Below are 23,563 nucleotides of genomic sequence, written 5' to 3'. Positions count from 1 at the left end.
AGGCTCAGCCCCGTCGCCGCAGGAGCCGCCCGGCCAGCGCGGCAGCCGCCGTCCCCGCGTCGGCCACCGCCTGCCGCCAGGGTGGGGTGGTCAGCCGGGACTCCAGGCCGGCCAGCCGGCCCTCGAGCTCGGCCAGGCGCGCCGTCTCCGGGACAGCGGCTGCGGGCGTCCGGTCCGCGGCGAGCCGGGCGAGCCCCTCGGTGAGCGCACCCACCAGGTCCGCGGCCTCCTCGGGGCGCAGCTTGACCGTCCCCACGCAGGTCCCGCCCCGCCACACGCTCAGGTTGAGCAGGCCGACCTCGTCGTGGGTGGCGACGCGGACCGCGCGGGCCCGGTCGCGGGCGTCCCACACCCAGCGTCCGCGAGCCGGGAGCGGCAGCACCGTCACCAGCACAGGTTGGCGGCGGGGACCGGCCGCGTCAACGCGGCGCGGCCGGGAGGCAGCCGTACAGCGTCCGATAGAAGTCGCGCGGCTCGTCGTCCGGGCCGGACCAGAGCCGGCCGGTGAGCAGGACGGCGACCACGTCGCGGGCGGGGTCGGCCCAGGCGCTCGTGCCGGTGCCGCCGTCCCAGCCGAAGCGGCCGGGGGTGGTCCACGGCTCGGCCGGCTCGACGCACACGCCGCTCTGCAGCCCCCAGGAGACCCCGGGCCCGAGGAAGTCCGCCGCGCCCGCCCGCTGTGCGGGGGTGAGCGAGTCGGCGGACAACGCGGCCACCGACGCCGGCGTGAGCAGCGCAGCGCCGCCGTCGGCCAGCGCGGCCAGGATCGCGAGCACGTCCGGCGCGGTGGCGACCAGTCCTGCTGCCAGGCTCTCGAACGCCGGCGGGACGGTGGCGTCTGGCGCGTCGACCGGGACGAGGCCGTCCGGGGTCGCCTGGTGCACGGTCGCCAGCCGGGTGGGGTCGGCGGCGGTGAAGGCCGTGCCGGTCAGCCCCAGCGGGCCGGTCACCCGCTCGGCCAGCAGCGCCGACACCGGCCGGCCGGCGGCGCGGGAGAGCAGCACGCCCAGGACGTCGGCGGCCATGTGGTACAGCCACAGCTCGCCGGGCTGGGCGGCGAACGGCAGCTCGGCGAGGCGGCGCAGGTACTCGTCCGGGGCCACCTGCGGCGGCCAGGGCCCGGGGCCGATGGCGCGCTCCTCGATCGCCCGGTCCAGCGGGCTGCCGTCCCAGAGGCCGCCGAAGCCGGGCGTGTTCGTGAGCAGGTGCCGTACGGTGACCGGTCGTTCGGCGGGGAGGGTGTCGGTCAGCGGCCCGGTCCGGTCGCGCAGCACCCGTGGGGCGGCCAGCTCGGGCAGCCACTCGGCGACCGGGTCGTCGAGGCCCAGCACGCCGTCCTCCGCCAGGGCGAGGGTGAGCGCGCCGGCGACCGGCTTGAACGCCATCTAGAAGTGCGGCTGTAGTACTAGGCCGCCGCCGCTCGGGCTTCCTCGTGCCACGGACGCGGGCACGGCTGCCCCGCCTGAGCCAGGCACCGCGCTCCCGCGCGTTGCCAAAACGCGCGAGGCTCAGGTGGCGGCGCCGCTGCTGGGTGCGGGTTCGGTGCGGAGGTCGGCCTGCCACAGGTCCGGCCCGAACACCTCGTACTGGATGTCCTGGGGTCGGATGCCCCGCTCGACGAGGGCGCTGCGCACCGCCTGCATGAACGGCAGCGGACCGCACAGGTAGTAGGCCGCGCCGTCGGGCAGGTCGACCGCGCCGAGGTCCATCGTCCCGGCGTGCACGCCGTCGACCGGCAGCGCGCTGTCGGCGCCGGACTCGTACCAGACGTGCACCGTGGCGTTCGGCAGCGCCCGGGCGTCGTCGAGCACCTGGCGGCGCAGGGCGAAGGACGCCTCGTCGGCGTCGGCGTGCAGCAGGGTGATCGGCAGCCCGGAGCCGGCGTGCCGCAGGTGGGAGAGCATGCCGGCCATCGGGGCGATGCCGATGCCCGCGCAGGCGAAGACCGCCGGACGCCAGTCGTCGAGCACCACGTCACCGAAGGGCAGCGAGAGGGTCAGGACGTCACCGACCTGCACGGTGTCGCACAGGTGGGTGGACACCTCGCCGGCGGGCTTGCCGTTGCCGCGGACCCGCTTGACGGAGAACTGGCGGTGCTCGCCGTCGTCGGCCGCGGTCAGGCTGTACTGCCGCGGCTGGTGCACCCCGTCGGGCATGCGCACCTTGACGGACACGTACTGGCCCGGCAGCGAGGTCTTGACCAGCCGGTCGTCGACCCGCCGGACCCGGAAGGTGACCACCTCGTCGGTCTCGGCGGTCTTCTCCTCGACCCGCCAGTCCCGCCACACGGTGCCCGGGCGCACCCCGCGCGCGCTGTACAGACCCCGCTCCTGGTTGATCAGGGCGTAGGCCATCAGCCAGTAGACCTCGTCCCAGGCGGCGGCGACCTCGGGGGTGACCGCGTCGCCGAGCACGTCGGCGATCGCCCAGAACAGGTGCTCGTGCACGATCCGGTACTGGTCGGGGTGCAGGCCCAGCGAGGCGTGCTTGTGCGCGATGCGGTTCAGCAGCTGCTCGGGCAGCTGCTCCGGCGTCCCCACCAGCGCGGAGGCGAAGGCGGCCACCGACCCGGCGAGCGCGACCTGCTGGGTGCCCTCGGCCTGGTTGCCGCGGTTGAACAGCCCGTCCAGCAGCTCCGGTCGGGCGGCGAACATGTGCTGGTAGAAGCGGCGTGCGATCTCACCGATGTTGTCGGCCACCGCCGGCAGCGTCGCCTCGACAACCGGTCGGGCCCGATCGGACAGCATGCAACATCACCTCGTCGTCCCGGGCCGCGGGCTTGACGCCTCCCCGGCCGTGGATGTGGTACTGCTCCTGACGGCGGCGTGAGCCGTCACCGCACGGAGGGCTCGGCTCCGCTCTCCTGGCCGGTCCTGGCCTCCCCGTCCCCGTCGTCGTCCGGCGGCAGCTCCTGTGCCACGTTCGGCTCCGGTGCCAGAGTGCCCCCGGCGGCGGCCGACCGCTGGACAGGCGGCCTCGAGAGCACACCGGGGTCGGCGCGACCCCACTCCGTTTCGATGTCGACCAGCAGCGCCTCGAGGTAGGCCCGCAGCTGCGTCCGGCAGGCCTGCCCGAATGCCTTGAGGTAGGCGACTTGGGCCTCGAGCTCCTGGGTGTTCCCCGGGGCGCCGTCAGTAGAAGGCGGACGCTCGCCGGCGGTCATCCGAGCAGCGGCCTCCTGTGCCGCCTGGATGATGGCGCCGGCGTTGTCCCGCGCCCGTCGCACCTGGTCCTCGTACTGCGCCCGCGCGTCCGCAGTCATCTGGCGGCTGAAGTCCTCGGCATCGGCGACGTAGCTGTCGGCGGTCTGCTGCGCGACGGCCAGGATGCGTACGGCCTGGTCGCTCGGTGCCTCCTGCACGGCCGCACCGGCCACCTGTTCCTGCAGCGCGCGGACCTGGTCGCGGAGCTCGGCCTTGTCCGCGTGCAGCCGTGCGAGCTCGTCGGCGACCCGGTCGAGGAAGCGCTCGACCTCGACATCGTTGTACCCCGGCCGCAGCATGGTGGCGCGCGGCAGGTGCACGCTGCGCACGTCGCCGGGGCTCAGCCGCCGCTCCCTGCGCTCCGACTCGTGGTGCTGGGCGGTCATTCGGTCACCTCTCCGTCAAGGCTGGGTCCCAGCCGGCTGGGGGCGAAGACCTCGCTGCGGATCCGTCCGGGACGGACGCCGGCCTGGACGAGCCGCCTTGTGGTGTCCTCGACCATCAGAGCCGGCCCGGCGACGTAGACGTCCCGGCTCGACCATGGACCGTGCCGCACGACGACCTCCCCCACGTCACCCTGCTCCAGCGGCGAGAGGTCGTCGCCCGAGACGGCGAAAGTCACGGTCAGCCACCTGTGCTCCTCCGCCAGGCGCTCGAGGTCGGTGCGGTCGTAGAGCCGCTCCTCGGTACGGGAACCGACGAACAGGTCCACCCGTCGTGGGGGCCCGATCCGGGCGACGTGGTCGACCACCGCCTTGAGGGGCGCCAGCCCGGTGCCCCCGGCGACGAGCAGGAGGTCGCGGTCGGACTCGGCGTCGAATGCGATGTGGCCCAGCGGCGGTCCCAGGTGCAGCACGTCGCCCTTGCCGATCTGGCGGACCAGGGCGGCGCTGACCGGGCCGCCGTCGTAGGCCCGGACGTGGATCTCCATCACCCCGTCCGAGCGGGGCGCGTTGGCCGGCGAGTAGTAGCGCCACAGCTTAGGCCGGACGTCGGTCTCCAGCGAGACCGACTGCCCCGCCTGGTAGGCGTACTCCGGCTCCGGCCGCAGCCACATGACCGCGGTGTCGACGGTGCGGCGCTCGTGCGCGATCACCTCGGCGTCCCACCATGGCGGCTGCTCGGCCGCCGCGTCCGCCGCCTTGATCATGACCTCCGCCACCAGGCCGTACGCCTCGGTCCAGCTCGCCTCGAGTGCGGGGTTCCACTCGTCGTCGAAGTGCTTGAGGGTGGCGATCAGGCTCGCACCGACGGCCGGGTAGTGATCGGCGACGGTCCCGAACTTGCGGTGATCACGACCCAGCGCCTGCAGGAGCGGCACGAGCCGGTCGAGGTCGTCGACGTAAGCCACCACGTCACCGAGTGCCTGGAACAGCCGGTCCCGCTGGTGGGCCATCGAGACGGGGAAGAGCTGCCGGGTGTCGGGATGGCTCAGGAACAAGTGGGAGTAGAAGTAGAGCGGCGCCTCGTCCCCGGCAGCTGCTGCCTTGGCGAAGCTCGCCCGCATGGCGGGGATGTCCATGCACACCTCCGTTTCCGCGCTGGTCGACTCCGCTGCTCGCTCCGTCTCCCGCAGCCGCCGCCGAGCGGTAGCCCGGGGACGACCGTAACGACGGCTGGGCCCGATGGCGATGCCTGGATTCACGCCTGCTTCGGTGACACGAGGCGGTCGCCCTGACCAAGGTCACCTCGTGACGTCGTCCCCCTCCCTCCTGGGGGACGCGCGCGGGCCTCATCGGTCCGGGCGGATCCCGTCGAGCAGCCGCTGCCGGGCCGGGCCGAGCGAGGGGCCGTACCAGGTGAGGTCGCGGCCGGAGACGAGCGCGGTGCGGATCCCGGGGAACGCCTCGGGCCCGTCGTTCGCGGTGAAGACGTAGGGCTCGTCGGGCAGGACGACGACGTCCGGTCCCGCCGCCCGCACGGCCTCGACCGACACGTGCGGGTAGCGGTCCTCCCCCGCACCGAAGACGTTGACCAGCCCGAGCCGGGCCAGCACGTCGCCGGTGAAGGTGCGCGGGCCGACCACCATCCACGGGTCCCGCCATACGGGGACGGCGACCCGGCACGGCGGCGCGGGCACCGGCCGGGCCCACTCCGCGGCCGCCGTCGTCAACCAGCCGGGCTCCCCCACGTCCAGCACCTCGGCGAACAACCGGCGCATCGAGGCCAGCCCCTCGTCGACCGACTCGATGACCGTCACCCACACCGGGACGCCGGCCGCCCGCAGCCGGTCCACGTCCAGCCGCCGGTTCTCCTCCCGGTTGCAGACCACGAGGTCCGGCTCGAGCGCCGCGATCGCCGCGCGGTCGGGGTTCTTGGTGCCCCGGACCCGCGTCACCTCGAGCCCGGCCGGGTGGGTGCACCAGTCGGTGGCGCCCACCAGCCGCTCGGGGACCGTCTCCGCCAGCGCCTCGGTGAGCGACGGCACCAGCGACACCACCCGCCGCGGCGGCCGCGGCAGCTCGACCGGGTGGCCGAGGTCATCGGCCCTCGTGCAGGGGCCCGCCGTGAGCTTGCGATCGGTGGGGGGCACGGGGGTCCTCACACATTGCGCCGGTACTGGCCGCCCACCTCGAAGAAGGCGTCGCTGATCTGGCCGAGCGAGCAGACCCGGACGGCGTCCATGAGCGCGGCGAAGACGTTGCCGCCCTCGGTCGCCGCCCGCTGCAGCTCGGCCAGCGCGGCCGGGGCCTCGTCGGCGTGCCGGGCGTGGAAGTCCGCGAGCCGCTGCAGCTGCGACTGCTTCTCGGCCTCGGTGGCGCGAGCCAGCTCCAGGGGCTTGGGCGGGGTCTCGTCGCGGTGCGGGTCGAGGAAGGTGTTGACCCCGACGATCGGCAGGCTGCCGTCGTGCTTGCGGTGCTCGTAGAGCATCGACTCGTCCTGGATCTTGCCGCGCTGATAGCCGGTCTCCATCGCGCCCAGCACGCCGCCGCGCTCGGCGATCCGGTCGAACTCGGCCAGCACCGCCTCCTCGACCAGGTCGGTGAGCTCCTCGATGACGAACGAGCCCTGCAGCGGGTTCTCGTTGTCGGCCAGCCCCCACTCCCTGTCGATGATCATCTGGATGGCCAGGGCCCGGCGGACGGAGTGCTCGCTCGGGGTGGTCACGGCCTCGTCGTAGGCGTTGGTGTGCAGGCTGTTGGCGTTGTCGTAGATGGCGCAGAGGGCCTGCAGCGTCGTCCGGATGTCGTTGAAGTCCATCTCCTGCGCGTGCAGCGACCGGCCCGAGGTCTGCACGTGGTACTTCAGCTGCTGGGACCGCGGCCCGGCGCCGTAGCGCTCCCTCATCGCCACCGCCCAGATGCGGCGGGCCACCCGGCCGATGACCGAGTACTCGGCGTCCATGCCGTTGGAGAAGAAGAAGGAGAGGTTGGGCGCGAAGTCGTCGATCGCCATGCCGCGGGCCAGGTAGGCCTCGACGTAGGTGAAGCCGTTGGCGAGGGTGAAGGCCAGCTGGCTGATCGGGTTCGCCCCGGCCTCGGCGATGTGGTAGCCGGAGATCGAGACCGAGTAGAAGTTCCGCACCCGGTGGTCGATGAACCACTCCTGGATGTCGGCCATGCAGCGCAGCGCGAACTCGGTCGAGAAGATGCAGGTGTTCTGGCCCTGGTCCTCCTTGAGGATGTCGGCCTGCACCGTGCCGCGGACGTTGGCCAGCACCCAGGCGCGGATCTCCTCGGCCTCCGCGGCGTCGGGCTCGCGGCCCTCCTCCTCGCGGAACCGGTCCAGCCGCTGGTCGATCGCGGTGCTGAGGAACATCGCCAGGATCGCCGGCGCCGGGCCGTTGATCGTCATCGACACCGACGTCGTCGGGTCGCACAGGTCGAACCCGCTGTAGAGCACCTCCATGTCGTCCAACGTGGCGATGGAGACGCCGGAGGTGCCGACCTTGCCGTAGACGTCGGGGCGCGGGTCGGGGTCGCGGCCGTAGAGGGTGACCGAGTCGAACGCCGTCGACAGCCGGGTGGCCTCGTTGCCCTGGCTGAGCAGCGTGAAGCGGCGGTTGGTGCGGAAGGCGTCGCCCTCGCCGGCGAACATCCGCGCGGGCGCCTCGCCCTGCCGCTTGAACGGGAAGACGCCGGCCGTGAACGGGTAGGCGCCGGGCAGGTTCTCCCGGCGCAGGAAGCGCAACAGCTCGGCGTCGTCCTGGGTCCGCGGCAGCGCGACCCGGCGCACCTTCGAGCCGGACAGCGTCTCGCGGGTCAGCGGCGTGCGGATCTCCCTGCCGCGGACGGTGTAGACGTACTCGTCCCCGGAGTACGCCTCGACCCGCGCCGGCCACTCGTCGAGCAGGTCGCGCACCTCGGGCAGCAGCTCGCGGTCGGCTGCCTCGACCGCGGCCCGGGCGGCCGCGGCGGCGTCCCCGTCGAGCACCTCGGCGGCGGTGGTCAGGTGCTGCCGGCGGCGCACGACCGCCGCCTGCGCCTCGGTGGCCGCGTGGTAGCCGCGGACGGCCTCGGTGATCTCGGCGAGGTACCGCGCGCGCTGTGCGGGGACGACGCTGGTCAGCCCGCTCGACGCCTTGACGTCGACCCGCGGCAGGACGCCGGCGCCCGCGGGCAGGCCCTTCCCGACGAGCAGGCCGAGCAGGTGCTGGTAGAGCGCGGTCACGCCGTCGTCGTTGAACCGGGCGGCGCTGGTGCCGAAGACCGGCATGTCCTCCCAGGGCTGCCCGAACGCCTCGCGGTTGCGCACCATCTGCCGGGCGACGTCCCGCCGGGCGTCCTCGGCCCCGCGCCGCTCGTACTTGTTGATCGCGACGACGTCGGCGAAGTCGAGCATGTCGATCTTCTCCAGCTGCGACGCGGCGCCGAACTCCGGCGTCATCACGTACAGCGCGACGTCGGAGAACGGCACGATCCCGGCGTCGCCCTGCCCGATGCCCGGCGTTTCCACGATGACCAGGTCGAAGCCCGCGGCCTTGACCGCGCACAGCACGTCGTCCAGGTGCTCGGGCGTCTCCGCGCCGGCCGACCGGGTGGCCATGGAGCGGAAGAAGGTGTGGCTGCCCTCGCCGGTCTCCAGCGCGTTCATCCGGATCCGGTCACCGAGCAGCGCCCCGCCGCCGCGGCGCCGGGTCGGGTCGATCGCGAGGACGGCGACGCGCAGCTTGTCCTCCTGGTCGGTGCGCAGCCGGCGCAGCAGCTCGTCGGTGAGCGAGGACTTGCCCGAGCCGCCGGTGCCGGTGATGCCGAGGACCGGCACCGTCCGGCCCTCGGCCGCCTGCCGCACCCGGGTCGCGAGCTCGGGGTCGCGACCGGCCTCGAGCACGGTGATGGCGCGGGCCAGGGCGGCGGGGTCGCCGGTGAGCAGGGCGTCGAGGTCCGGGCCGTGCTCGGTCAGGTCGACGTCGCACTCGCGGATCAGCTCGTTGATCATCCCGGGCAGGCCGAGGCGCTGGCCGTCCTCGGGGCTGAAGATCCGCACGCCCCGCTCCCGCAGCGCGGCGATCTCCTCGGGCACGATCACGCCCCCGCCACCGCCGAAGACCTTCACGTGCCCGGCGCCGGCCTCGGCCAGCCGCTCCACCAGGTAGCCGAAGTACTCGACGTGCCCACCCTGGTAGGAGGAGATCGCCACCCCCTGCACGTCCTCCTCCAGCGCCGCGCGGACGACGCTGTCGACGCTGCGATCGTGCCCGAGGTGCACGACCTCGGCGCCCTGGGACTGCAGCAGCCGGCGCATCACGTTGATCGCGGCGTCGTGGCCGTCGAACAGGCTCGCCGCGGTCACGAAGCGGACCGGGTGGGTGGGGACGTGCAGGTCGGACGGCATGCCGCTCCCGGGGTCGGACGCCGGTTCGCCACCCGCGCCGATTTAGTTGGACGTCCTAGTATCTCCCGGCAGGGCCGCCCTGTCCACGGTCACCGCGGAGGGGCGGGCGGGGCCCCGTCGTCCCACGGACCATCACCGAGCGGGCGCTGGAACCAGGTGACGTCGTGCCAGCGACCGAGCTTCCAGCCGACCCGGCGGTAGGTGCCGACCGGCTCGAAGCCGATCGCCGTGTGTAGGCCGATGCTGGCGTCGTTGGGCAGCGCGACGCCGGCCAGCGCGGTGCGGAAGCCGCGGGCGGCCAGCCGGTCGAGCAGCGCGGTGTAGAGCGCGCGGCCGGCGCCGGTGCGGCGCCGTCCGGTCTCGGTGTAGACGCTCACCGACGTCGACCAGTCGTAGGCGGCGCGGGCGTTGAAGACCGAGCCGTAGGCGTAGCCGACGACCCGGCCGCCGTCCTCGAGGACCACCCAGGCGTGCCGGGCGAGCGCAGCGGCGATGCGGCCGGCCACCTCCGCGGCCGTCGGCGGCTCCAGCTCGAAGGAGACGGCGGAGTCGCGGACGTAGGGCTCGTAGATGCGGGCGCACGCCGCGGCGTCCTCGACCGTCGCGTCCCTGACCAGCCGGCTCTCCGCCACCCGGCCATGGTGCACGGCGTCAGGCGTACGCGGCGTGCACGCCGTCGATCGACCAGATCGCCTCCGCGCCGACGGCCGCGCGCAGGTCGCGGTAGTACTCGGCGAGCGCCCGCTCGTGGGTCAGCTCCCCGGCCAGCAGCTCGCGAGCGCCGGCGACCAGGCGGCCGAGGTCCTCCCGCACCCGCGCCCGCGTCATGCTCGGCGTCCGCGGGCCGTCGTCCCCGTCGAGGACGACGTCCGCCGGGTCGAACTGGCTGAACGCCGGGTACCTCGCCGGATCGGGCAGCACCGACCGGAACGGCACGCCGGCGTTCGCCCAGTACTCGAACCAGCGCCCGCCCGAGAGCGCCAGCCACGGCGTGCCGACGGCGAGCGCGGCCATCCCGAAGCCCGATTGCGGGGCGAGCAGGACGTCGCAGGCCTCGACCACGGCCAGCTGCTCGGCGAGGGGGACGTCCACGCAGTCCACGGGGCGCGACCGGTGCGCCAGCAGCGCGTCGACGTCCTCCCGCCGCCAGGAGGTGGAGCTGCGCTCGTCGCGGGCCAGCCGGCCGACCAGGACGAGCTGCAGGCCGGGGACGGCGTCGGTCAGCGCGTCGAGCACCAGCAGCCAGGAGGCGACCGAGGGGTACAGGGACGGCTCGCTGGACCCGGCGGGGAGGACGGCGATCCGCGGGCGCGCGTCGTCGCCGACCCGACGGGGAGCCGCGGCCCGGGCGGCGGCGGGGAGGTCGAGGCGCACCGGCTGGTGCGGGAGGTAACCGACGCGGTCGGCGCCGACGACCGAGCGGCCCCGCCGTGCGCGCAGGTGCGCGTCGGAGGCGGCGTAGTGGTCGCGCATCCCCGGGAAGAGGTCGAGCTGGAAGGGCTGGTGGCGGCGGGTGTCGTCGACCACCCAGTCCCAGTGGCGCGGGACGGCCGCCAGCCGCCGCGCGGCGGCCGGGTCGGCCTCGAGGAACGGCCCGTCGACGGGGAAGACCGCCGACACCCCCGGGCACCAGGTGGCCAGCTCGGTCGGGGTGGCCGCGTTGAGCAGCACCGACACCTCGCGCCCGGGCACGGCGGCGGCGTGCCCGACGCAGTACTGCAGCGCCTCCACGGCGTGGCCCAGCTGCTGGGCGTAGAAGAAGTCGACGAGCAGGCGGTCGGTCATCGCCGTCAGCGTCGCAGCGGCCGCAACCGGGTTCTCCGGCCGCGCCCGTAGCGTGGGCGACGTGCGCCCCGGGTCCGGATCCCCCCAGCCGGAGCCGGAGAGCCCGCCGACCGGCCGACCGTGGCTGCGGCTCGCCGTCCTGGGGGTGCTGCTGGCCGCGGCCACCGTGGTGGCGCTGACGGTGGAGCGGCCCGGCGTCCCGACGCTGCAGGCCTGGCTCCACCACGCGGGCCCCCTCGGCTGGGCCACCGTCGTCCTGGGGGTGTCCGCGGCGCTGATGACCCCGGTCCCCCGGACGGCGCTGTCGGTGCTGCTCGGCGCCGCGGCCGGGTTCCCCGCGGGGCTCGCGGTGGCCGTGCTCGCCGGCTGGTCCGGCGGGATGGGCGGGTTCGCCCTCGGCCGGTACCTGGGTCGCGACGCCGTCGCCCGGCTGACCGGCCCGCGGCTGGCACGCGCCGACCGGCTGTTCCGGCACCGCGGCTTCCTCGCCGTCGTGCTGGCGCGCCTGAGCCCGGTGCCCTTCTGGATCGTCAGCTACGCCGCCGGCCTGTCGAGCATCCGGTGGCTGCCGGCCACGCTCGGCACCGTCGTCGGGGTCGTGCCGGGAGCGGTGCTGCACGTCGGCATCGGCGCCTCCGTGGTCGGCTGGCTCTAACCCCGCTTCCGGGTCACCCCGTCGTGTCCGGTTTGCACAAGGGGTGCTTGCTGTCACAATGGTGAACAACAGGTGAACGAGAGGTGGCTGTCATGCGTGTCAATCCGTGTCCGCAGGTGCGTTGGGTCCCCGTCGTGGACAGCGCCGGTCACCGGCACATGGAGATGCGCTGGACCGTGCCCGCCAAGCCGACGGCGCACCCGACCGCCGCTCCGGCCACGCTCCGCGCCGCCTGACCCACCCTCCCCGCGAGACCCCGCCGCTCCCCGGTGATCGGCGGGGTCTCGCGGCGTCTCGACGCAGGTCACCCGGTCAGGTCCTCCGGGTTCCGCCCCGTCGACTCCCACGCGCCCGGCTCGGCCGGCACCCGACTGCCACCGGTCGTCGGAGCCCGGCGGCCGTGATCATGGGGTTGTCGCCGCCGGGCGCGGCGCTTCTGCGCGTGTCGCCTGCAACGGCCCCATGATCGACGTAGGGCGGTTCGGCGGATCGCCGTCATCCGCTCCGACTTGCACCGCTCGTCGTTGGCCCGTTGATCATGGGGTTGGTGCTGCCGGGCGCGGCGCGTCCACGCGTGTCCCCTGCAACAACCCCATGATCAACCCGTCAGGACCGCGCCGGTCATCGTCTCCGCTGGTGAGGGGCCGGAATGTGTCGTACGCCGGCCGTGGGTTCGGGGTGTGTTCAGGGGAACCGGGCCGACACCGCCCTCCGCCTGTCCGGGGAGCACCGGCGGGCCAGGTTCCCGGAGCGGCTCCGCGACGAGGACCCGTCCGGCGTGGAGGCCACGATCCTCGACGCGGACCTGTCCGGACTCGTGGAGACGTGGCGGCACGGAGGCCGGATCGGCCCGGCAGAGCGGTCGGTCGCCCACGCCTGCCTCCAGGACCTCGACCGACTGCTGCCCGGGCTGACGGACCCCACGAGCGGCGCTACGTCGGGCGCCTCCGCGCGCTCGCCGGGCTCCTCGCGGAGGCAGGCGGCTGACCCTCAGCCGAGCGCGAGCACCCGCACCAGCTGGCGGGCGGCGTCCCCTCCGTCGGTGATGGCCACGTCCAGGGCGCCGGACACGTCCAGGTCGTCGAACAGCCGGTCGGCCACCGCGCGGCTTGCTGCCGGCGACGAGGCGGACCGGCCGGCGGCGGAGAAGAGCGCGTCCAAGCGCGCGGTCGCCCTCTCCGGCAGCTCCGGCCGGTACTCCCACGGCTGCGACCACGGCCGGTCCAGCACGAGCAACCGCAGCGCCGGCCCGGAGGCCACCCGCAGCAGGTCCGCGACCAGCGTCAGGTTGCCGGTCGACTTCGCCATCTTGGCGCCGTCCTGGGACACCGCCCCGACGTGCACCCGGCTGCGCGCGAACGGCGCCACCCCCGAGGCCGCCTCGGCCATCGCCGCCTGGTGCGCGTGGTGCGGGAACGCCAGATCGGCGCCGCCCACCAGGACGTCCACGCCGTGGCCCAGGGTCGCGGTCGCCATCGCCGCGCACTCCGCGTGCCAGCCCGGCCGCCCCCAGCCCCACGGGGAGGGCCAGGCGGGGTCCTGCTCGCCGGAGGGCCGCCACACCGGCACGTCGAAGGGGTCCTCGCGCAGCGGGTCGTCCGGGCCGTCGCCGTACTCGGCGGCCAGCTCGCGCGCCCGGTCGGAAGGCAGCCCCGATGCCGCCACCGCCTCGGCACCGCGGAAGAACACGTGCCCCTCCCGCTCATACGCCCGGCCGGCCCGCAGCAGCGCCGCGGCCAGCTGCTGCACGTGCGCGATGTGGTGGCGCGCCCGCGGTGCGTGGGTCGGCGGGCGCACGCCCAGGGCCCGCATGTCCTGCTCGAAGGCGAACTCCTGGCACAGCGCGAACTCGTCGAAGTGCCGGCCGCGGGCGTCGGCGGCGCGGGTCAGCACGTCGTCGACGTCGGTCACGTTCCGGCTGGTCACCACGTCCGCGCCGGCCAGCCGCAGCACCGACCCGAGGACGTCGGCCCACACGAACGTCGCCGCGTGCCCGAGGTGGGTCACGTCGTAGGGCGTGATCCCGCAGACGTACACGCGCGCGGGGCTGACCACCGGCAGCGGTCGCCCGCCCAGCCGCAGGTCGGCGCTGCGGACGTCGACCGGCTCGGTGACGCGGCCGGCGACGCCGACGATCCCGGGAGAGGTGACTGGAGACGGGGCCATGCCGCCATCCTGCCCGCCGCGGTCAGCCCTCCTGCAGCAGCCCGAGGACGCTGCCGGAGCCGGAACGGGTCATCGGCGCCGGGTGGGGGCTGTGCGAACGTTCCCCCATGGTCGCCGTCCTCTCGATCCAGTCCCACGTCGCCTACGGCCACGTCGGCAACTCCTCGGCCGTCTTCCCGCTGCAGCGCCTGGGCATCGAGGTGTGGCCGGTGCACACCGTGCAGTTCTCCAACCACACCGGCTACGGCGAGTGGAAGGGCCGGGTCTTCGACGGCCCGGCGATCGAGGAGGTCGTCGACGGCATCGCCGAGCGCGGCGTGCTGGGCAGCTGCGACGCCGTCCTCTCCGGCTACCTCGGCTCGGCCGACATCGGGCACGCCGTCGTCGGCGCCGTGCAGCGGGTGCGCCAGGCCAACCCGGCGGCGGTCTACTGCTGCGACCCGGTCATCGGCGACGTCGGCCGCGGCGTCTTCGTCCGCCCCGGCATCCCCGACTTCATGCGCGAGGTCGCCGTCCCCGCCGCCGACCTGGTCACCCCCAACCACTACGAGCTCGACCACCTCGCGGGGGCGACGACGCGGACGCTCGGCGAGGTGAGGGACGCCGTGGCCGCCGTCCAGGCGATGGGCCCGCGGGTCGTGCTGACCACCTCGCTGGTCACCGACGACACCCCCGGGGACGCCGTCGACCTGCTCGCCTCCGAGGGCGGCCGGCACTTCCGGGTGCGCACCCCCCGGCTGGACGTCGCGGTCAACGGCGCCGGCGACGCCATCGCCGCGCTCTTCCTCGCCCACTGGCTGGCCGGCCGGGACGCCGGCACCGCGCTCGGTGCGGCCGCCGCGTCGGTGCACGGCCTGCTGGCCGCCACCGAGCAGGCGCGCTCGCGGGAGATCCTGCTGGTCGCCGCGCAGGAGGAGGTCGTGTCCCCGAGCCGCACCTTCGCGGTCGAGGAGGTCTGAACCGGCCCGCTCCAGGGGCCCGGCCCGAGCGTGCGAGGGTCGGGAGGAGCGGGTCCTTTCTCTAGGGCAGCAGCACCAACTTCCCGTGGGTGTGGCCGGCCATGCCCTGCCGGTGCGCCGCGGCGACCTCCTCCAGCGGGAAGGTCCCTGCGACGACGACCTCCAGCCGACCGGCGCCGGCGGCGTCGGCCAGGTCCAGCCGGGCGGCGTCCCGCAGCTCGGTGCCGGGGTCGGCGCCCGGCCCGGAGCCGAGGGCCTTGATGCCCTCGCTCGCGGCGCGGCCGAAGGCGGCGATGGTGGCGATCCGCTGCCGGTCGGCGACCAGCTCGAGGGAGACGTCGACGGCCTCGTCGGTGCCGACGAGGTCCACGGCGGCGTCCACGCCGTCCGGCGCGAGCTCGCGGACCCGGTCGGCCAGCCCGTCGCCGTAGCGCACCGTCTCGGCGCCGAACCGGCGCACCAGCTCGCCGCCGCCGCCTCCGACCGTGCCGATCACGCGGGCACCGCGCAGCGCCGCCAGCTGGACGGCCATCAGGCCCACCCCGCCGGCGGCGCCGTGCACCAGCACGGTGTCGCCCTCCCCCACCCCGGTGGCCGTGAGCGCGTGCACGGCGGTGGCGCCGGTCAGCATCAGCCCGGCGGCCTGCTCCCAGCCGAGGGACGCCGGCTTGGGCACCAGCGCCGACGCGCGGACGACGAGCTCGGCGGCGTACCCGCCGGAGACCCGGAACCCGATGACCTCGTCCCCCACGGCGAGGGCGACGTCCGGACCGACCGCGGTGACCACCCCGGACACCTCGGAGCCGAGCCGCCGCGGCAGCGCGGCCGGGTCGGTGCCGAACGCGCCGGTGTAGCTCTTCCAGTCCGCCGGGTTGACCCCGGCGGCGCGGACCTGGACCCGCGCCTGCCCGGGGCCGGGGTCGGCGACCGGCTGGTCGACGACGGTGAGCACCTCGGGACCGCCGTAGGCGGTCGCCAGGACGACGCGGGTCACTCCGACGCGGCTGCGGCGGTGTTGCCCTCGCCCTGCTGGCTGCTGGGCGGTCCGATCCACACGGTCTTGGCGTTGCAGAACTCGTACATGCCCACCTCGGTCAGCTCCCGGCCGTAGCCGCTCTGCTTGACCCCGCCGAAGGGCAGCTCCGGGTAGCTGGTGGTCATCCCGTTGACGAAGGCCATCCCCGACTGGATGTCGCGGATGAACCGCAGCCGCTCGCCCTGGTCCTCGCTCCACAGGTTCGAGCCGAGGCCGTAGACGTGCTCGTTGGCCAGCTGGATCGCCTCGTCCAGGTCGGCCACGGTGTGCAGCGCGGCGACCGGCCCGAAGACCTCCTCCGACCAGATGCCCATCTCCGGGGTCACGTCGGTGACCAGGGTCGGCTCGTAGAACCAGCCGGGCCGGTCCACCCGCTTCCCGCCGACCACCACGGTGGCGCCCTTCTCGACGGCGTCCTGCACGTACCCCTCGACGTCCTGGACCCCCGACTCGGTGGCCAGCGGGCCGACCTGGGTGCCCTCGTCCATCGGGTCCCCGACGGTCAGAGCCGCCATCTTCTCGGCGAACAGCCGGGTGAACTCCTCGGCGACGTCGGCGTGGACGAAGAACCGCTTGGCGGCGATGCAGCTCTGCCCGTTGTTCTGGCAGCGCGCGGTCACCGCGACCTCCGCGGCCCGGTCCAGGTCCGCCGAGGGCATCACGATGAACGGATCCGAGCCGCCCAGCTCCAGCACCGTCTTCTTCAGCGCGTCCCCGGCGACCGTGGCCACCGCCTGCCCGGCGGCGTTCGACCCGGTCAGCGTCGCGGCCACCACCCGGTCGTCGCGCAGCACCCGCTCCACCGCACCGGAGCCGATGAGCAGGGTCTGGAAGACGTCGTCGGGGAAGCCGGCCTTGCGGAACAGCTCCTCCAGGTACAGCGCGGTCTGCGGCACGTTGCTGGCGTGCTTGAGCAGGCCGACGTTGCCGGCCATGAGCGCCGGAGCGGCGAAGCGCATCGCCTGCCACAGCGGGAAGTTCCACGGCATCACCGCCAGCACCACGCCCAGCGGCTGGTGCACCACGTACGCCTCGGTCGCACCGACCGCCTGCGCGTCGGCCGGCTTGGGCTGCAGCATGTCCTCGCCGTGCTCGGCGTAGTAGCGCAGCGCCTTGGCGCACTTGCCGACCTCGGCCTGCGCCGAGGCCAGCGTCTTGCCCATCTCGGTGGTCATCAGCTCCGCGACGCTCTTGGCGTCGGCGTCGAGCACGTCGGCGGCGGCCCGCAGCCAGCCGGCCCGCTGCCGCGGGTTGGTCAGCCGGTAGCCCTCGAACGCCGCGGCCGCCCGGGCGATCCGCTCGTCGACGGCGTCGTCGGACAACGGCTCGAAGGTCTGCAACGTCTCGCCGGTGGCGGGGTTGATCGTGGCGATGGCCATGGGTGTCCTCTCTCGGGGCGCTCGGTCTCGGCTGGAGCCCGGGGGATCAGGTCTTGCTCTTGCCCTGCGCGCTCGAGTGCTCGTGCCGGTCGTCCCCCGTGCTGACGTGCCGCATCTGCTTGCTGGCGCCGGTGGTCACGCCCGCCTCGCTGGGTGAGAGCCCCTCCTTCTTGGCCTGGCGGGCGGCGGCCTGCTGCTCCTGCTGGTTCGTCTTCTTGCTCATGGGGGTCCGGTTCCCCGCAGCGGGGGCGCGCACACCCGCCGGAGGTGACGCCTCCGGTCGTCCGCCGGCAGGGGTTGGCCGCTCGCCGCGGGGGTACCGGCGGCCCGGTCCAGACCCGGTCCGCACCCGGGACCCCTCCTCCGAGGAGCACGATGCCCCGCTCGCCGGCCCTCGGGAGCCGGGTCGCGTCCGCCCCGGCCCCGGAGGGGCTGCCGCCCGGGGAGGCCCTCGCCCGACCCGTCCGCGCCGCCACCGCGGTCTCGATCGGAGCGGCGGGGACGGCGTGCCTGGTCGAGCTGACCGTCCCGGGTGGCTGGGCGGACGCGGCGCCGGCCGTACTGGTGGCCGGGCTGCTGCTCGGCCTGCCGCACGGGGCGGTGGACCACCTGGTCCCCGGGTTCCGGCTGGGCTGGCGGCTCCGGGTGCTCGCCGGGTTCGCCGCCGGCTACGCCGTCCTCGCCGCGGCCGGCTGGCTGGCGTTCCGCGCCGCCCCGGGTGCGGCCCTGCTGGCGTTCGTCGCCGTCTCCGTGTGGCACTTCGGCAGCGGGGAGACCGCCTTCGCCGACCTGCGCGCCGGCCGCCCGGTGCGGCGCCGGGTGCCCGCGGCCGTCGTCGTCGGGGCGCTGGTGCTGCTCGTGCCGCTGGTCCGCGGCGCCGAGGGGACCGCCGCCGTCGTCGCCGCGGTCGTCCCCGGGTCGGACGGACGCCTGCCGTCGGAGCTCGCGGCCGTCGTCCTCGGCGTCGTCCTCCCAGCCACCGCCGTGCTCGCCGGGACCCACCTGTGCGCCCGGCGGTGGCTGGACGCCGCCGAGCTGGGCGTCCTGACCGCGTTGGTGCTGGTCGTCCCGCCGCTGGCCGCGTTCGGGGTCTGGTTCGGCTGCTGGCACGCCGTCCGGCACGTGGCCCGCGTCGGAGCCGAGGACCCGGGCAACCGCGCCGACCTCGTCGCCGGTCGGCTGGGCCGGCCGCTGCGGCGTTTCGCCGTGCAGGCGGCGCTGCCCACGGCGGCGGTCCTCGTCGTCCTCGCGCTGCTGTGGTCGACCGCCGGCGGGTGGCGGGCGTTCGTGGCCACCGACGTGCCGGTGCTGGCGGCGCTCACGCTCCCGCACGTCCTGGTGGTCGGCTGGCTGGACCGCCTGGAGTCGGGAGCACGGCGAACGTCCGGCGGGCCATGAGGTCGGCGTCGAAGGCGGCGACCGCCCGGGCTCGCGCGCGCCGGCCCAGCTCCGCGCGCGTGGCCGGGTCGGCGAGCAGGCCGGCCAGCGCCGCGGCGAGCGCCCCGGCGTCCTCCGGCGGGACGACGACGGCGTCGGTGCCGACCGCGACCGCGACGTCCCCCACGTCGGTGGCCACGCAGGGCACCCCCTCCGCCATGGCCTCCAGCAGCACCAGGGGCAGCGCCTCGCGGCGGGAGGACAAGCAGAAGACGTCGAGGCCGGCGAGGAAGCCGCGGACGTCGTCGACGAACCCGCAGAAGGTGACCGGCAGCCCCGCCGCCGCGGCGCGCAGCCGGTCGCCGTCCCGCCCCTCGCCGCCGACCACCACCTCGACCGGCACGCTTTCGCCGGTCAGCACCCGGACGGCGTCGAGCAGCACGTCGAAGCCCTTCTGCGCGGTCAGCCGGCCCAGCGCACCGATCCGCGGCACCGCCCGCCCGGCCGGCCCGGCCGGGTCGGCGGGCACGTCGACGCCGTTCGGGACGACGTGCACCCGGTGCGCGGGCACGCCCAGCTCGGTGACCAGCTGGTCGCGGGCGCCGGCGGCCGGCGTGAGGACGGCGGCCATCGCGCGGTAGAGGCCGGCCAGGTGCGGCCGCTCCGTCCCGGGATCGCCGGGCAGGTGCAGGACGCCGACGGTGGGCGCGACCGCGAGCGCCGCCGCCACCGCCGCCGCGTTGGACCCGGGGTCGACGAGGTTGACCAGCACGGCGTCCGGGCGCTGCGCGGCCAGCGCGGCCCGCACCCCCGGCGCGGTGCCCGAGTGCCGGGCCAGCGGGACGACGGCGAGCCGGTCGGGCGGCAGCAGCGGCGCGAAGCGGCCGGCCAGCGGCTCGGCGCACACCAGCCACGCCGTCCGGCCCTGGTCGCCGGCGCGGCGCAGCAGGTGGGTCAGGTAGACCTCGGCGCCGCCCCAGTTCTCGGAGTCGCAGACCAGCGAGACGCGTGTCATGCGACGGCCTCCCGGCCTTCTCCGCGAAGATGGCCGGAGACGAGCTCGCGGGCCGCGGCGAGCACGTCCCGGGGCCGCACCGAGTCGGCGCAGCGGAAGTCGATGGGGCAGACCAGGTGCGGGCAGGGCGCGCACGGCACGTCGGCGACCAGCGCGCGGTGCCGCGGACCGGGGTGCGCCCAGCGGACCGGGTCACCGGGCAGGAAGACGGTGACGCTTCGGGCGCCCACCGCGGCGGCCAGGTGCGCCGAGCCGGTGTCGTTGCCGACCAGGACCGCGGCGTCGCGCAGCAGCGCGGCCAGTCCGCCCAGGCTGGTGGCGCCGGCGAGGTCGACCGCCGGGGCGCGCATCGCGGCCGCCACCGCCGCGCCGACCGCCCGCTCCCCCGGCCCACCGGTGACGACGACGGCCAGCCCGTCGGCGGCCAGCGCGTCGCCCACGGCGGCGTACCGCTCGGCCGGCCACATGCGGGTGGGCGAGGAGGCTCCCGGGTGCAGCACGGCGTAGCCGCCGGGCACCAGGCCCGTGCGGGCCAGCGTCGCCGCGTGCTCGGCCGCGTCGGCGGGCGTCATCGGGAAGGCCATCTCGGGCGGGCCGGCCGGCGGCAGGCCGAGGTGCTCGAACAGCCGGGTGTGCCGCTCGGCCTCGTGCAGGTGCACCGGGTAGCGCAGGTGCAGGTGCTCCGTGCCGGGCGGTGGCTCCCAGCCGGTCGGGGCGAAGCCGCCGACGAGCCGGGCGCCCAGGGCCGCGGTGACCCGGTTGGCGGCGGGCCGGTCGCCGTAGACCTGCAGCGCCAGGTCGAAGCGCCGCTCGGCCGCCGCCGCGGTGAAGGCCGCCCAGGACGCCGGGTCCGGCTCGCGGCCGGGTGGGCGGTCGGGGACGTCGTCCGCCCCGGGGAAGGGCAGCAGCTCGTCGACGGCGTCCCCCATCCGCGCCACGACCGCGGCGGTCTCCGGCCAGGTGACCAGGCTGACCCGCAGGTCGGGCCGGGCGGCGCGCAGCCGGCGCAGCGCGGGCAGGGAGCAGAGCAGGTCGCCCAGGCCCACGCGCAGCCGCACGAGCGCGATCCGGCGCACCGCCGGGTCGACCAGGGGTCCGCTCACCGGCCCGTCCTCCCCCCCGGCGGGCGTCCGCCGGGTCTGCTGTACTGCGGGTCCTGTCCAGAACGGGCAGGTCCCATGCGTGCGGGAGGTCCGGTGGTGCACTCCTCCAGCCCGCACGTGCTGCGGTTGTGCAGCGTGTTCGAGCCCGTGCGGGTCGACGGACGGTCCGCGCGGTACGACCCGATCGGCGGCATGCAGAACCACACCGCCACGCTGACCCGCTGCCTGGACGCCCAGGGGCACGCGCAGACGGTGGTCACCTCGCGGCTGGCCGGTCGGCGCGGTGTCACCCGGCTCGGCCGCTCCGCCGTCGTGCACCGCACCGGGCTGCGGGTGCCGTCGCTGCGCCAGCTGTGGGCCCTCGACGCGCTGCGCGTCGTCCTGCGGCGGCCGGCGCGGCCGGTGGACGTCGTGCACGCCCACCAGGGCGAGGACCTCGCCACCCTGCCGCTGGCCCGGCTCGCCGCGCGGCGGCACCGCTGCCCGCTGGTGGTCACCGTGCACTGCAGCGTCGGGCACACGCTGACCGGCCGGGGCCCGCGCACCCGGCTGCTGCGGGCGCTGGGCGGGTGGGTCGAGCGGTCGGCGCTGCGCCGGGCCGACGCGGTCGTCGTCCTCACCGACCGGACCGCCACCGCGCTGGCCGCCGACGGCGTGCCGTCCGCCCGGGTGCACACCATCCCGTCCGGCTTCGACCCGGGCCTCTTCACCGGCGGCTCCCCCGACGTCTTCCCGCACGTCACGCGGCCACGGATCGGCTACGTCGGCCGGCTGGCGCCGCAGAAGCGGGCCGACCGGCTGGTCGAGGCGTTCGGGCGGATGCGGGAGCCGGCGTCCCTCGTCGTCGTCGGCGACGGCCCCGACCGCGAGCGGGTGCACGGGCTGGCGGCCGGCCTGCCGCGGGTGCACCTCAGCGGGTTCGTCGAGCACACCGCCGTCCCGGCCGTGCTGGCCTCGCTCGACGTGCTGGTGCTGCCGTCGGCCTACGAGGAGATGGGCTCGGTGCTGACCGAGGCCATGGCCTCGGGGCTGCCGGTGGTGGCCAGCGACGTCGGTGGCATCCCCGAGGTGGTCCGCGACGGGCAGACCGGCCTGCTCGTACCGCCCGAGGACGTCGCCGCGCTGGCCGCGGCGCTGGACCGGCTGGCCGCCGACCCCGGCCTGCGGGCCCGGCTGTCGGCGGGGGCGCGTGCCCGGGCCGCCGAGTACGCCTGGCCCCGGCTGGCCGCGCGGGTGGCCGCCGTCTACGCGCGGGTGCGGGGAGGGTGCGCGGTGGGGGTCGCCGCGTGACGGCGGTCGGTGTGCTCGTGCCGGTGTACGACCAGGCCGCCTTCCTGCCCCGCGCGCTGGAGGGCCTGCGCGCGCAGCGGTCCGGCGACTGGACGGCGCTGGTGCTCGACGACGGCTCACCGGACCCGGAGGCGGTCGCCGACGTCGTGGCCGCCCTCGACGACCCGCGGGTGCGGCTGGTCCGCTGGGCGGACAACCGCGGGCTCGGCGCGACGCTGAACGCCGGGCTCGACGCGCTGGACGCCCCCCTGGTCGCCTACCTCCCGGCCGACGACGTCTGGTCCCCCGACCACCTCCCCGCGCTGCTCGACTGCCTGGCCGCGCCCGGCGTCGTCCTGGCGCGGTCGGGCCTCGCCGAGCCGTCGGACACCCCCTACGAGCAGCTGGTGCAGGTCGCGCACCGGCTCACCGCCGATCGGTGGATCGAGCGGGCGGAGCTCGAGTCCGACGACCTGGGCCGGCTGATGTGGGACCGGCTGCGGACCCGCGGGCGGACGGCCGACACCGGCCGGGTCACCTGCTCGTGGACCCGCCACCCCGGCCAGCGCTCCGCCGCGCTGCGCGAGTCGCGGGACGGCGGGCTGAACGTCTTCCGCAGCCGCTACCGGGTGCGCGAGCCGCTGCGCTTCGCCTCCACCGACGGCGGGGACGTCGACGAGGTCGCCCGCTACGCGCGGTTCCGGTCGCGGTCCCACCCGGCCGACGGGCTGTCCGTGCTGCTGGTCGGCGAGCTCGCGCTCAACCCCGAGCGGGTGCTGGCCCTGGCCGAGCGCGGCACCCGGCTGACCGGGCTCTGGACGACCGACGGCCTCGGCGACGCCACCGTGGGTCCGCTGCCGTTCGGGCACGTGCCCGACCTCCCCCGGGACCGGTGGCGCGACGCCGTGCGCGCACTCGCACCCGACGTGGTGTGGGCGCAGCTGAACTGGCGGGCGGTGCCGTTCGCGCACGCGGTGCAGTCGGCGTTCCCCGAGCTGCCGTTCGTGTGGACGTTCAAGGAGGCGCCGCAGCGCAGCACCGTCCGCGGGGAGTGGCCGCTGCTGGCCGACCTGGTGAGGCGGGCCTCGGCGTCCCTGTTCGCCACCGCGGAGGAGCGCGACTGGTTCGCCCTGGCGCTGTCCGGCCGGGTCGACCCGTCCCGGCTCGGGGTGCTGGACGGCGACCTGCCCAAGCGGGACTGGCTGGACGCGCCGCTCACGCCGAAGCTGTCGGACGCCGACGGTCAGCCGCACACCGTCGTCACCGGCCGGCCGTCGGGGCTGGACCTCGACTGGGTGCTCGGGCTGGCCGCGCGCGGCGTGCACACCCACCTCTACGGGCAGGTGCGGGCGCCGGGGCCGAAGGGCTCGTGGACCGGCTGGCTCGACGCCGCGCTCGCGGCCGCGCCGGGCTTCGTGCACGTGCACCCGCCGGTCGGGCCGGACGGGTGGGTGCGTGAGCTGTCGCGGTACGACGCCGGGTGGCTGCACCGCTTCGACAGCGCCAACGGCGGCGACCTGCGGCGGGCCACGTGGGACGACCTCAACTCCCCCGCCCGGCTGCCGGTCTACCTGGCCGCGGGGCTGCCGCTGCTGCAGCAGGCCAACCCCGGGTCGTTGGTGTCGGTGGAGCGGGTGCTGCGCCGCGACGGGACCGGCCTGTCCTACCGGTCCGCCGACGACGTGGCCGACGTCCTGGCCGGTGAGCTGGCGTCCCGGCAGGGCGCGGCCGCGGCGCTGGCGGTGCGCGAGCAGCACACCTTCGACGCGCACGCCGACCGCGTGCTGGAGCTGTTCGGCTCGGTGCTCGGCGCCCGGTGACGCTCGGCCCTGGTGGTGCGG

General features: G+C 75.6%; 20 protein-coding genes. 5 read left to right on the top strand and 15 right to left on the bottom strand.

The features are described 5' to 3' along the window. Positions 1–4: 4 nt before the first annotated feature. The 9 genes from ACWIX7_RS23435 to ACWIX7_RS23395 form a co-directional block, all read right to left on the bottom strand. Entirely contained in the window at positions 5–388 is a 384-nt protein-coding gene (locus tag ACWIX7_RS23435; RefSeq protein WP_448618803.1) for a hypothetical protein, read from the bottom strand. Between the two features lie 31 nt (positions 389–419). Then, positions 420–1,385: a serine hydrolase domain-containing protein gene (locus ACWIX7_RS23430; RefSeq protein WP_448618802.1), complete on the bottom strand. Its 966-nt coding sequence runs from the start codon at positions 1,383–1,385 to the stop codon at positions 420–422. Positions 1,386–1,508: 123 nt separating this feature from the next. Beyond that, positions 1,509–2,747 (bottom strand): globin domain-containing protein, encoded by a 1,239-nt coding sequence (locus ACWIX7_RS23425; RefSeq protein WP_448618801.1) that lies wholly within the window; start codon positions 2,745–2,747, stop codon positions 1,509–1,511. Between the two features lie 86 nt (positions 2,748–2,833). Beyond that, the gene (locus ACWIX7_RS23420) at positions 2,834–3,589 is read right to left on the bottom strand and encodes a DivIVA domain-containing protein (RefSeq protein ID WP_448618800.1); all 756 of its coding nucleotides are present in this window, start codon (positions 3,587–3,589) and stop codon (positions 2,834–2,836) included. Further along, a complete protein-coding gene (locus tag ACWIX7_RS23415; RefSeq protein ID WP_448618799.1) occupies positions 3,586–4,725 on the bottom strand; it encodes a globin domain-containing protein in 1,140 nt (379 codons plus the stop codon). The genes ACWIX7_RS23420 and ACWIX7_RS23415 overlap by 4 nt, the downstream gene beginning before the upstream one ends. A gap of 210 nt (positions 4,726–4,935) precedes the next feature. Beyond that, positions 4,936–5,736: a helical backbone metal receptor gene (locus ACWIX7_RS23410; RefSeq protein WP_448618798.1), complete on the bottom strand. Its 801-nt coding sequence runs from the start codon at positions 5,734–5,736 to the stop codon at positions 4,936–4,938. 8 nt (positions 5,737–5,744) lie between these two features. After that, complete coding sequence (gene icmF, locus ACWIX7_RS23405) at positions 5,745–8,978, bottom strand: fused isobutyryl-CoA mutase/GTPase IcmF (RefSeq protein WP_448618797.1); 3,234 nt, start codon at positions 8,976–8,978, stop codon at positions 5,745–5,747. Between the two features lie 89 nt (positions 8,979–9,067). Then, a complete protein-coding gene (locus ACWIX7_RS23400) occupies positions 9,068–9,610 on the bottom strand; it encodes an N-acetyltransferase family protein (RefSeq protein WP_448618796.1) in 543 nt (180 codons plus the stop codon). Between the two features lie 19 nt (positions 9,611–9,629). Beyond that, on the bottom strand, positions 9,630–10,763 hold the full coding sequence (locus ACWIX7_RS23395) for a hypothetical protein (protein WP_448618795.1): 1,134 nt from the start codon (positions 10,761–10,763) through the stop codon (positions 9,630–9,632). Positions 10,764–10,824: 61 nt separating this feature from the next. Between ACWIX7_RS23395 and ACWIX7_RS23390 the strand changes: the two genes are divergently transcribed. Next, the gene (locus ACWIX7_RS23390; protein ID WP_448618794.1) at positions 10,825–11,418 is read left to right on the top strand and encodes a TVP38/TMEM64 family protein; all 594 of its coding nucleotides are present in this window, start codon (positions 10,825–10,827) and stop codon (positions 11,416–11,418) included. Positions 11,419–12,408: 990 nt separating this feature from the next. Here ACWIX7_RS23390 and ACWIX7_RS23385 read toward each other — a convergent pair. Then, a complete protein-coding gene (locus tag ACWIX7_RS23385; RefSeq protein WP_448618793.1) occupies positions 12,409–13,584 on the bottom strand; it encodes a cysteine--tRNA ligase in 1,176 nt (391 codons plus the stop codon). A gap of 107 nt (positions 13,585–13,691) precedes the next feature. Here ACWIX7_RS23385 and pdxY point away from each other — a divergent pair, with 107 nt between their 5' ends. Further along, positions 13,692–14,543 carry a pyridoxal kinase PdxY gene (gene pdxY, locus ACWIX7_RS23380; protein ID WP_448618792.1) on the top strand — a complete coding sequence of 284 codons (852 nt, stop codon included), beginning with the start codon at positions 13,692–13,694 and terminating at the stop codon, positions 14,541–14,543. Positions 14,544–14,604: 61 nt separating this feature from the next. Here the strand turns inward: pdxY and ACWIX7_RS23375 are convergent, their stop codons facing one another. Genes ACWIX7_RS23375 through ACWIX7_RS23365 form a run of 3 tightly spaced genes read right to left on the bottom strand, consistent with a single transcriptional unit; the run spans position 14,605 to position 17,181 of the window. Beyond that, positions 14,605–15,537: a quinone oxidoreductase family protein gene (locus ACWIX7_RS23375; RefSeq protein ID WP_448618791.1), complete on the bottom strand. Its 933-nt coding sequence runs from the start codon at positions 15,535–15,537 to the stop codon at positions 14,605–14,607. After that, positions 15,534–16,958 (bottom strand): NADP-dependent succinic semialdehyde dehydrogenase, encoded by a 1,425-nt coding sequence (locus tag ACWIX7_RS23370; protein ID WP_448618790.1) that lies wholly within the window; start codon positions 16,956–16,958, stop codon positions 15,534–15,536. The genes ACWIX7_RS23375 and ACWIX7_RS23370 overlap by 4 nt, the downstream gene beginning before the upstream one ends. A gap of 46 nt (positions 16,959–17,004) precedes the next feature. Beyond that, positions 17,005–17,181: a hypothetical protein gene (locus ACWIX7_RS23365; RefSeq protein WP_448618789.1), complete on the bottom strand. Its 177-nt coding sequence runs from the start codon at positions 17,179–17,181 to the stop codon at positions 17,005–17,007. Between the two features lie 152 nt (positions 17,182–17,333). Between ACWIX7_RS23365 and ACWIX7_RS23360 the strand changes: the two genes are divergently transcribed. After that, entirely contained in the window at positions 17,334–18,356 is a 1,023-nt protein-coding gene (locus tag ACWIX7_RS23360; protein WP_448618788.1) for a Brp/Blh family beta-carotene 15,15'-dioxygenase, read from the top strand. Here the strand turns inward: ACWIX7_RS23360 and ACWIX7_RS23355 are convergent. Both ACWIX7_RS23355 and ACWIX7_RS23350 read right to left on the bottom strand, forming a co-directional pair. Continuing rightward, positions 18,277–19,350, bottom strand: a complete 1,074-nt coding sequence (locus ACWIX7_RS23355) for a glycosyltransferase (RefSeq protein ID WP_448618787.1) — start codon at positions 19,348–19,350, stop codon at positions 18,277–18,279. The two genes, ACWIX7_RS23360 and ACWIX7_RS23355, sit on opposite strands and share 80 nt — an antisense overlap. After that, complete coding sequence (locus tag ACWIX7_RS23350) at positions 19,347–20,453, bottom strand: glycosyltransferase family 9 protein (protein ID WP_448618786.1); 1,107 nt, start codon at positions 20,451–20,453, stop codon at positions 19,347–19,349. Before ACWIX7_RS23350 ends, ACWIX7_RS23355 begins: the two co-directional genes overlap by 4 nt. A gap of 93 nt (positions 20,454–20,546) precedes the next feature. Here ACWIX7_RS23350 and ACWIX7_RS23345 point away from each other — a divergent pair, with 93 nt between their 5' ends. Next, positions 20,547–21,743 (top strand): glycosyltransferase family 4 protein, encoded by a 1,197-nt coding sequence (locus ACWIX7_RS23345; RefSeq protein WP_448618785.1) that lies wholly within the window; start codon positions 20,547–20,549, stop codon positions 21,741–21,743. Continuing rightward, positions 21,740–23,542 (top strand): glycosyltransferase family 2 protein, encoded by a 1,803-nt coding sequence (locus ACWIX7_RS23340; protein ID WP_448618784.1) that lies wholly within the window; start codon positions 21,740–21,742, stop codon positions 23,540–23,542. The genes ACWIX7_RS23345 and ACWIX7_RS23340 overlap by 4 nt, the downstream gene beginning before the upstream one ends. Positions 23,543–23,563: the final 21 nt, after the last annotated feature.

The sequence above is a fragment of the Geodermatophilus sp. URMC 65 genome, from assembly GCF_053502545.1.
Note: the sequence above shows the minus strand (reverse complement) of the source record. Positions and strands in the feature narration are given on the sequence as shown.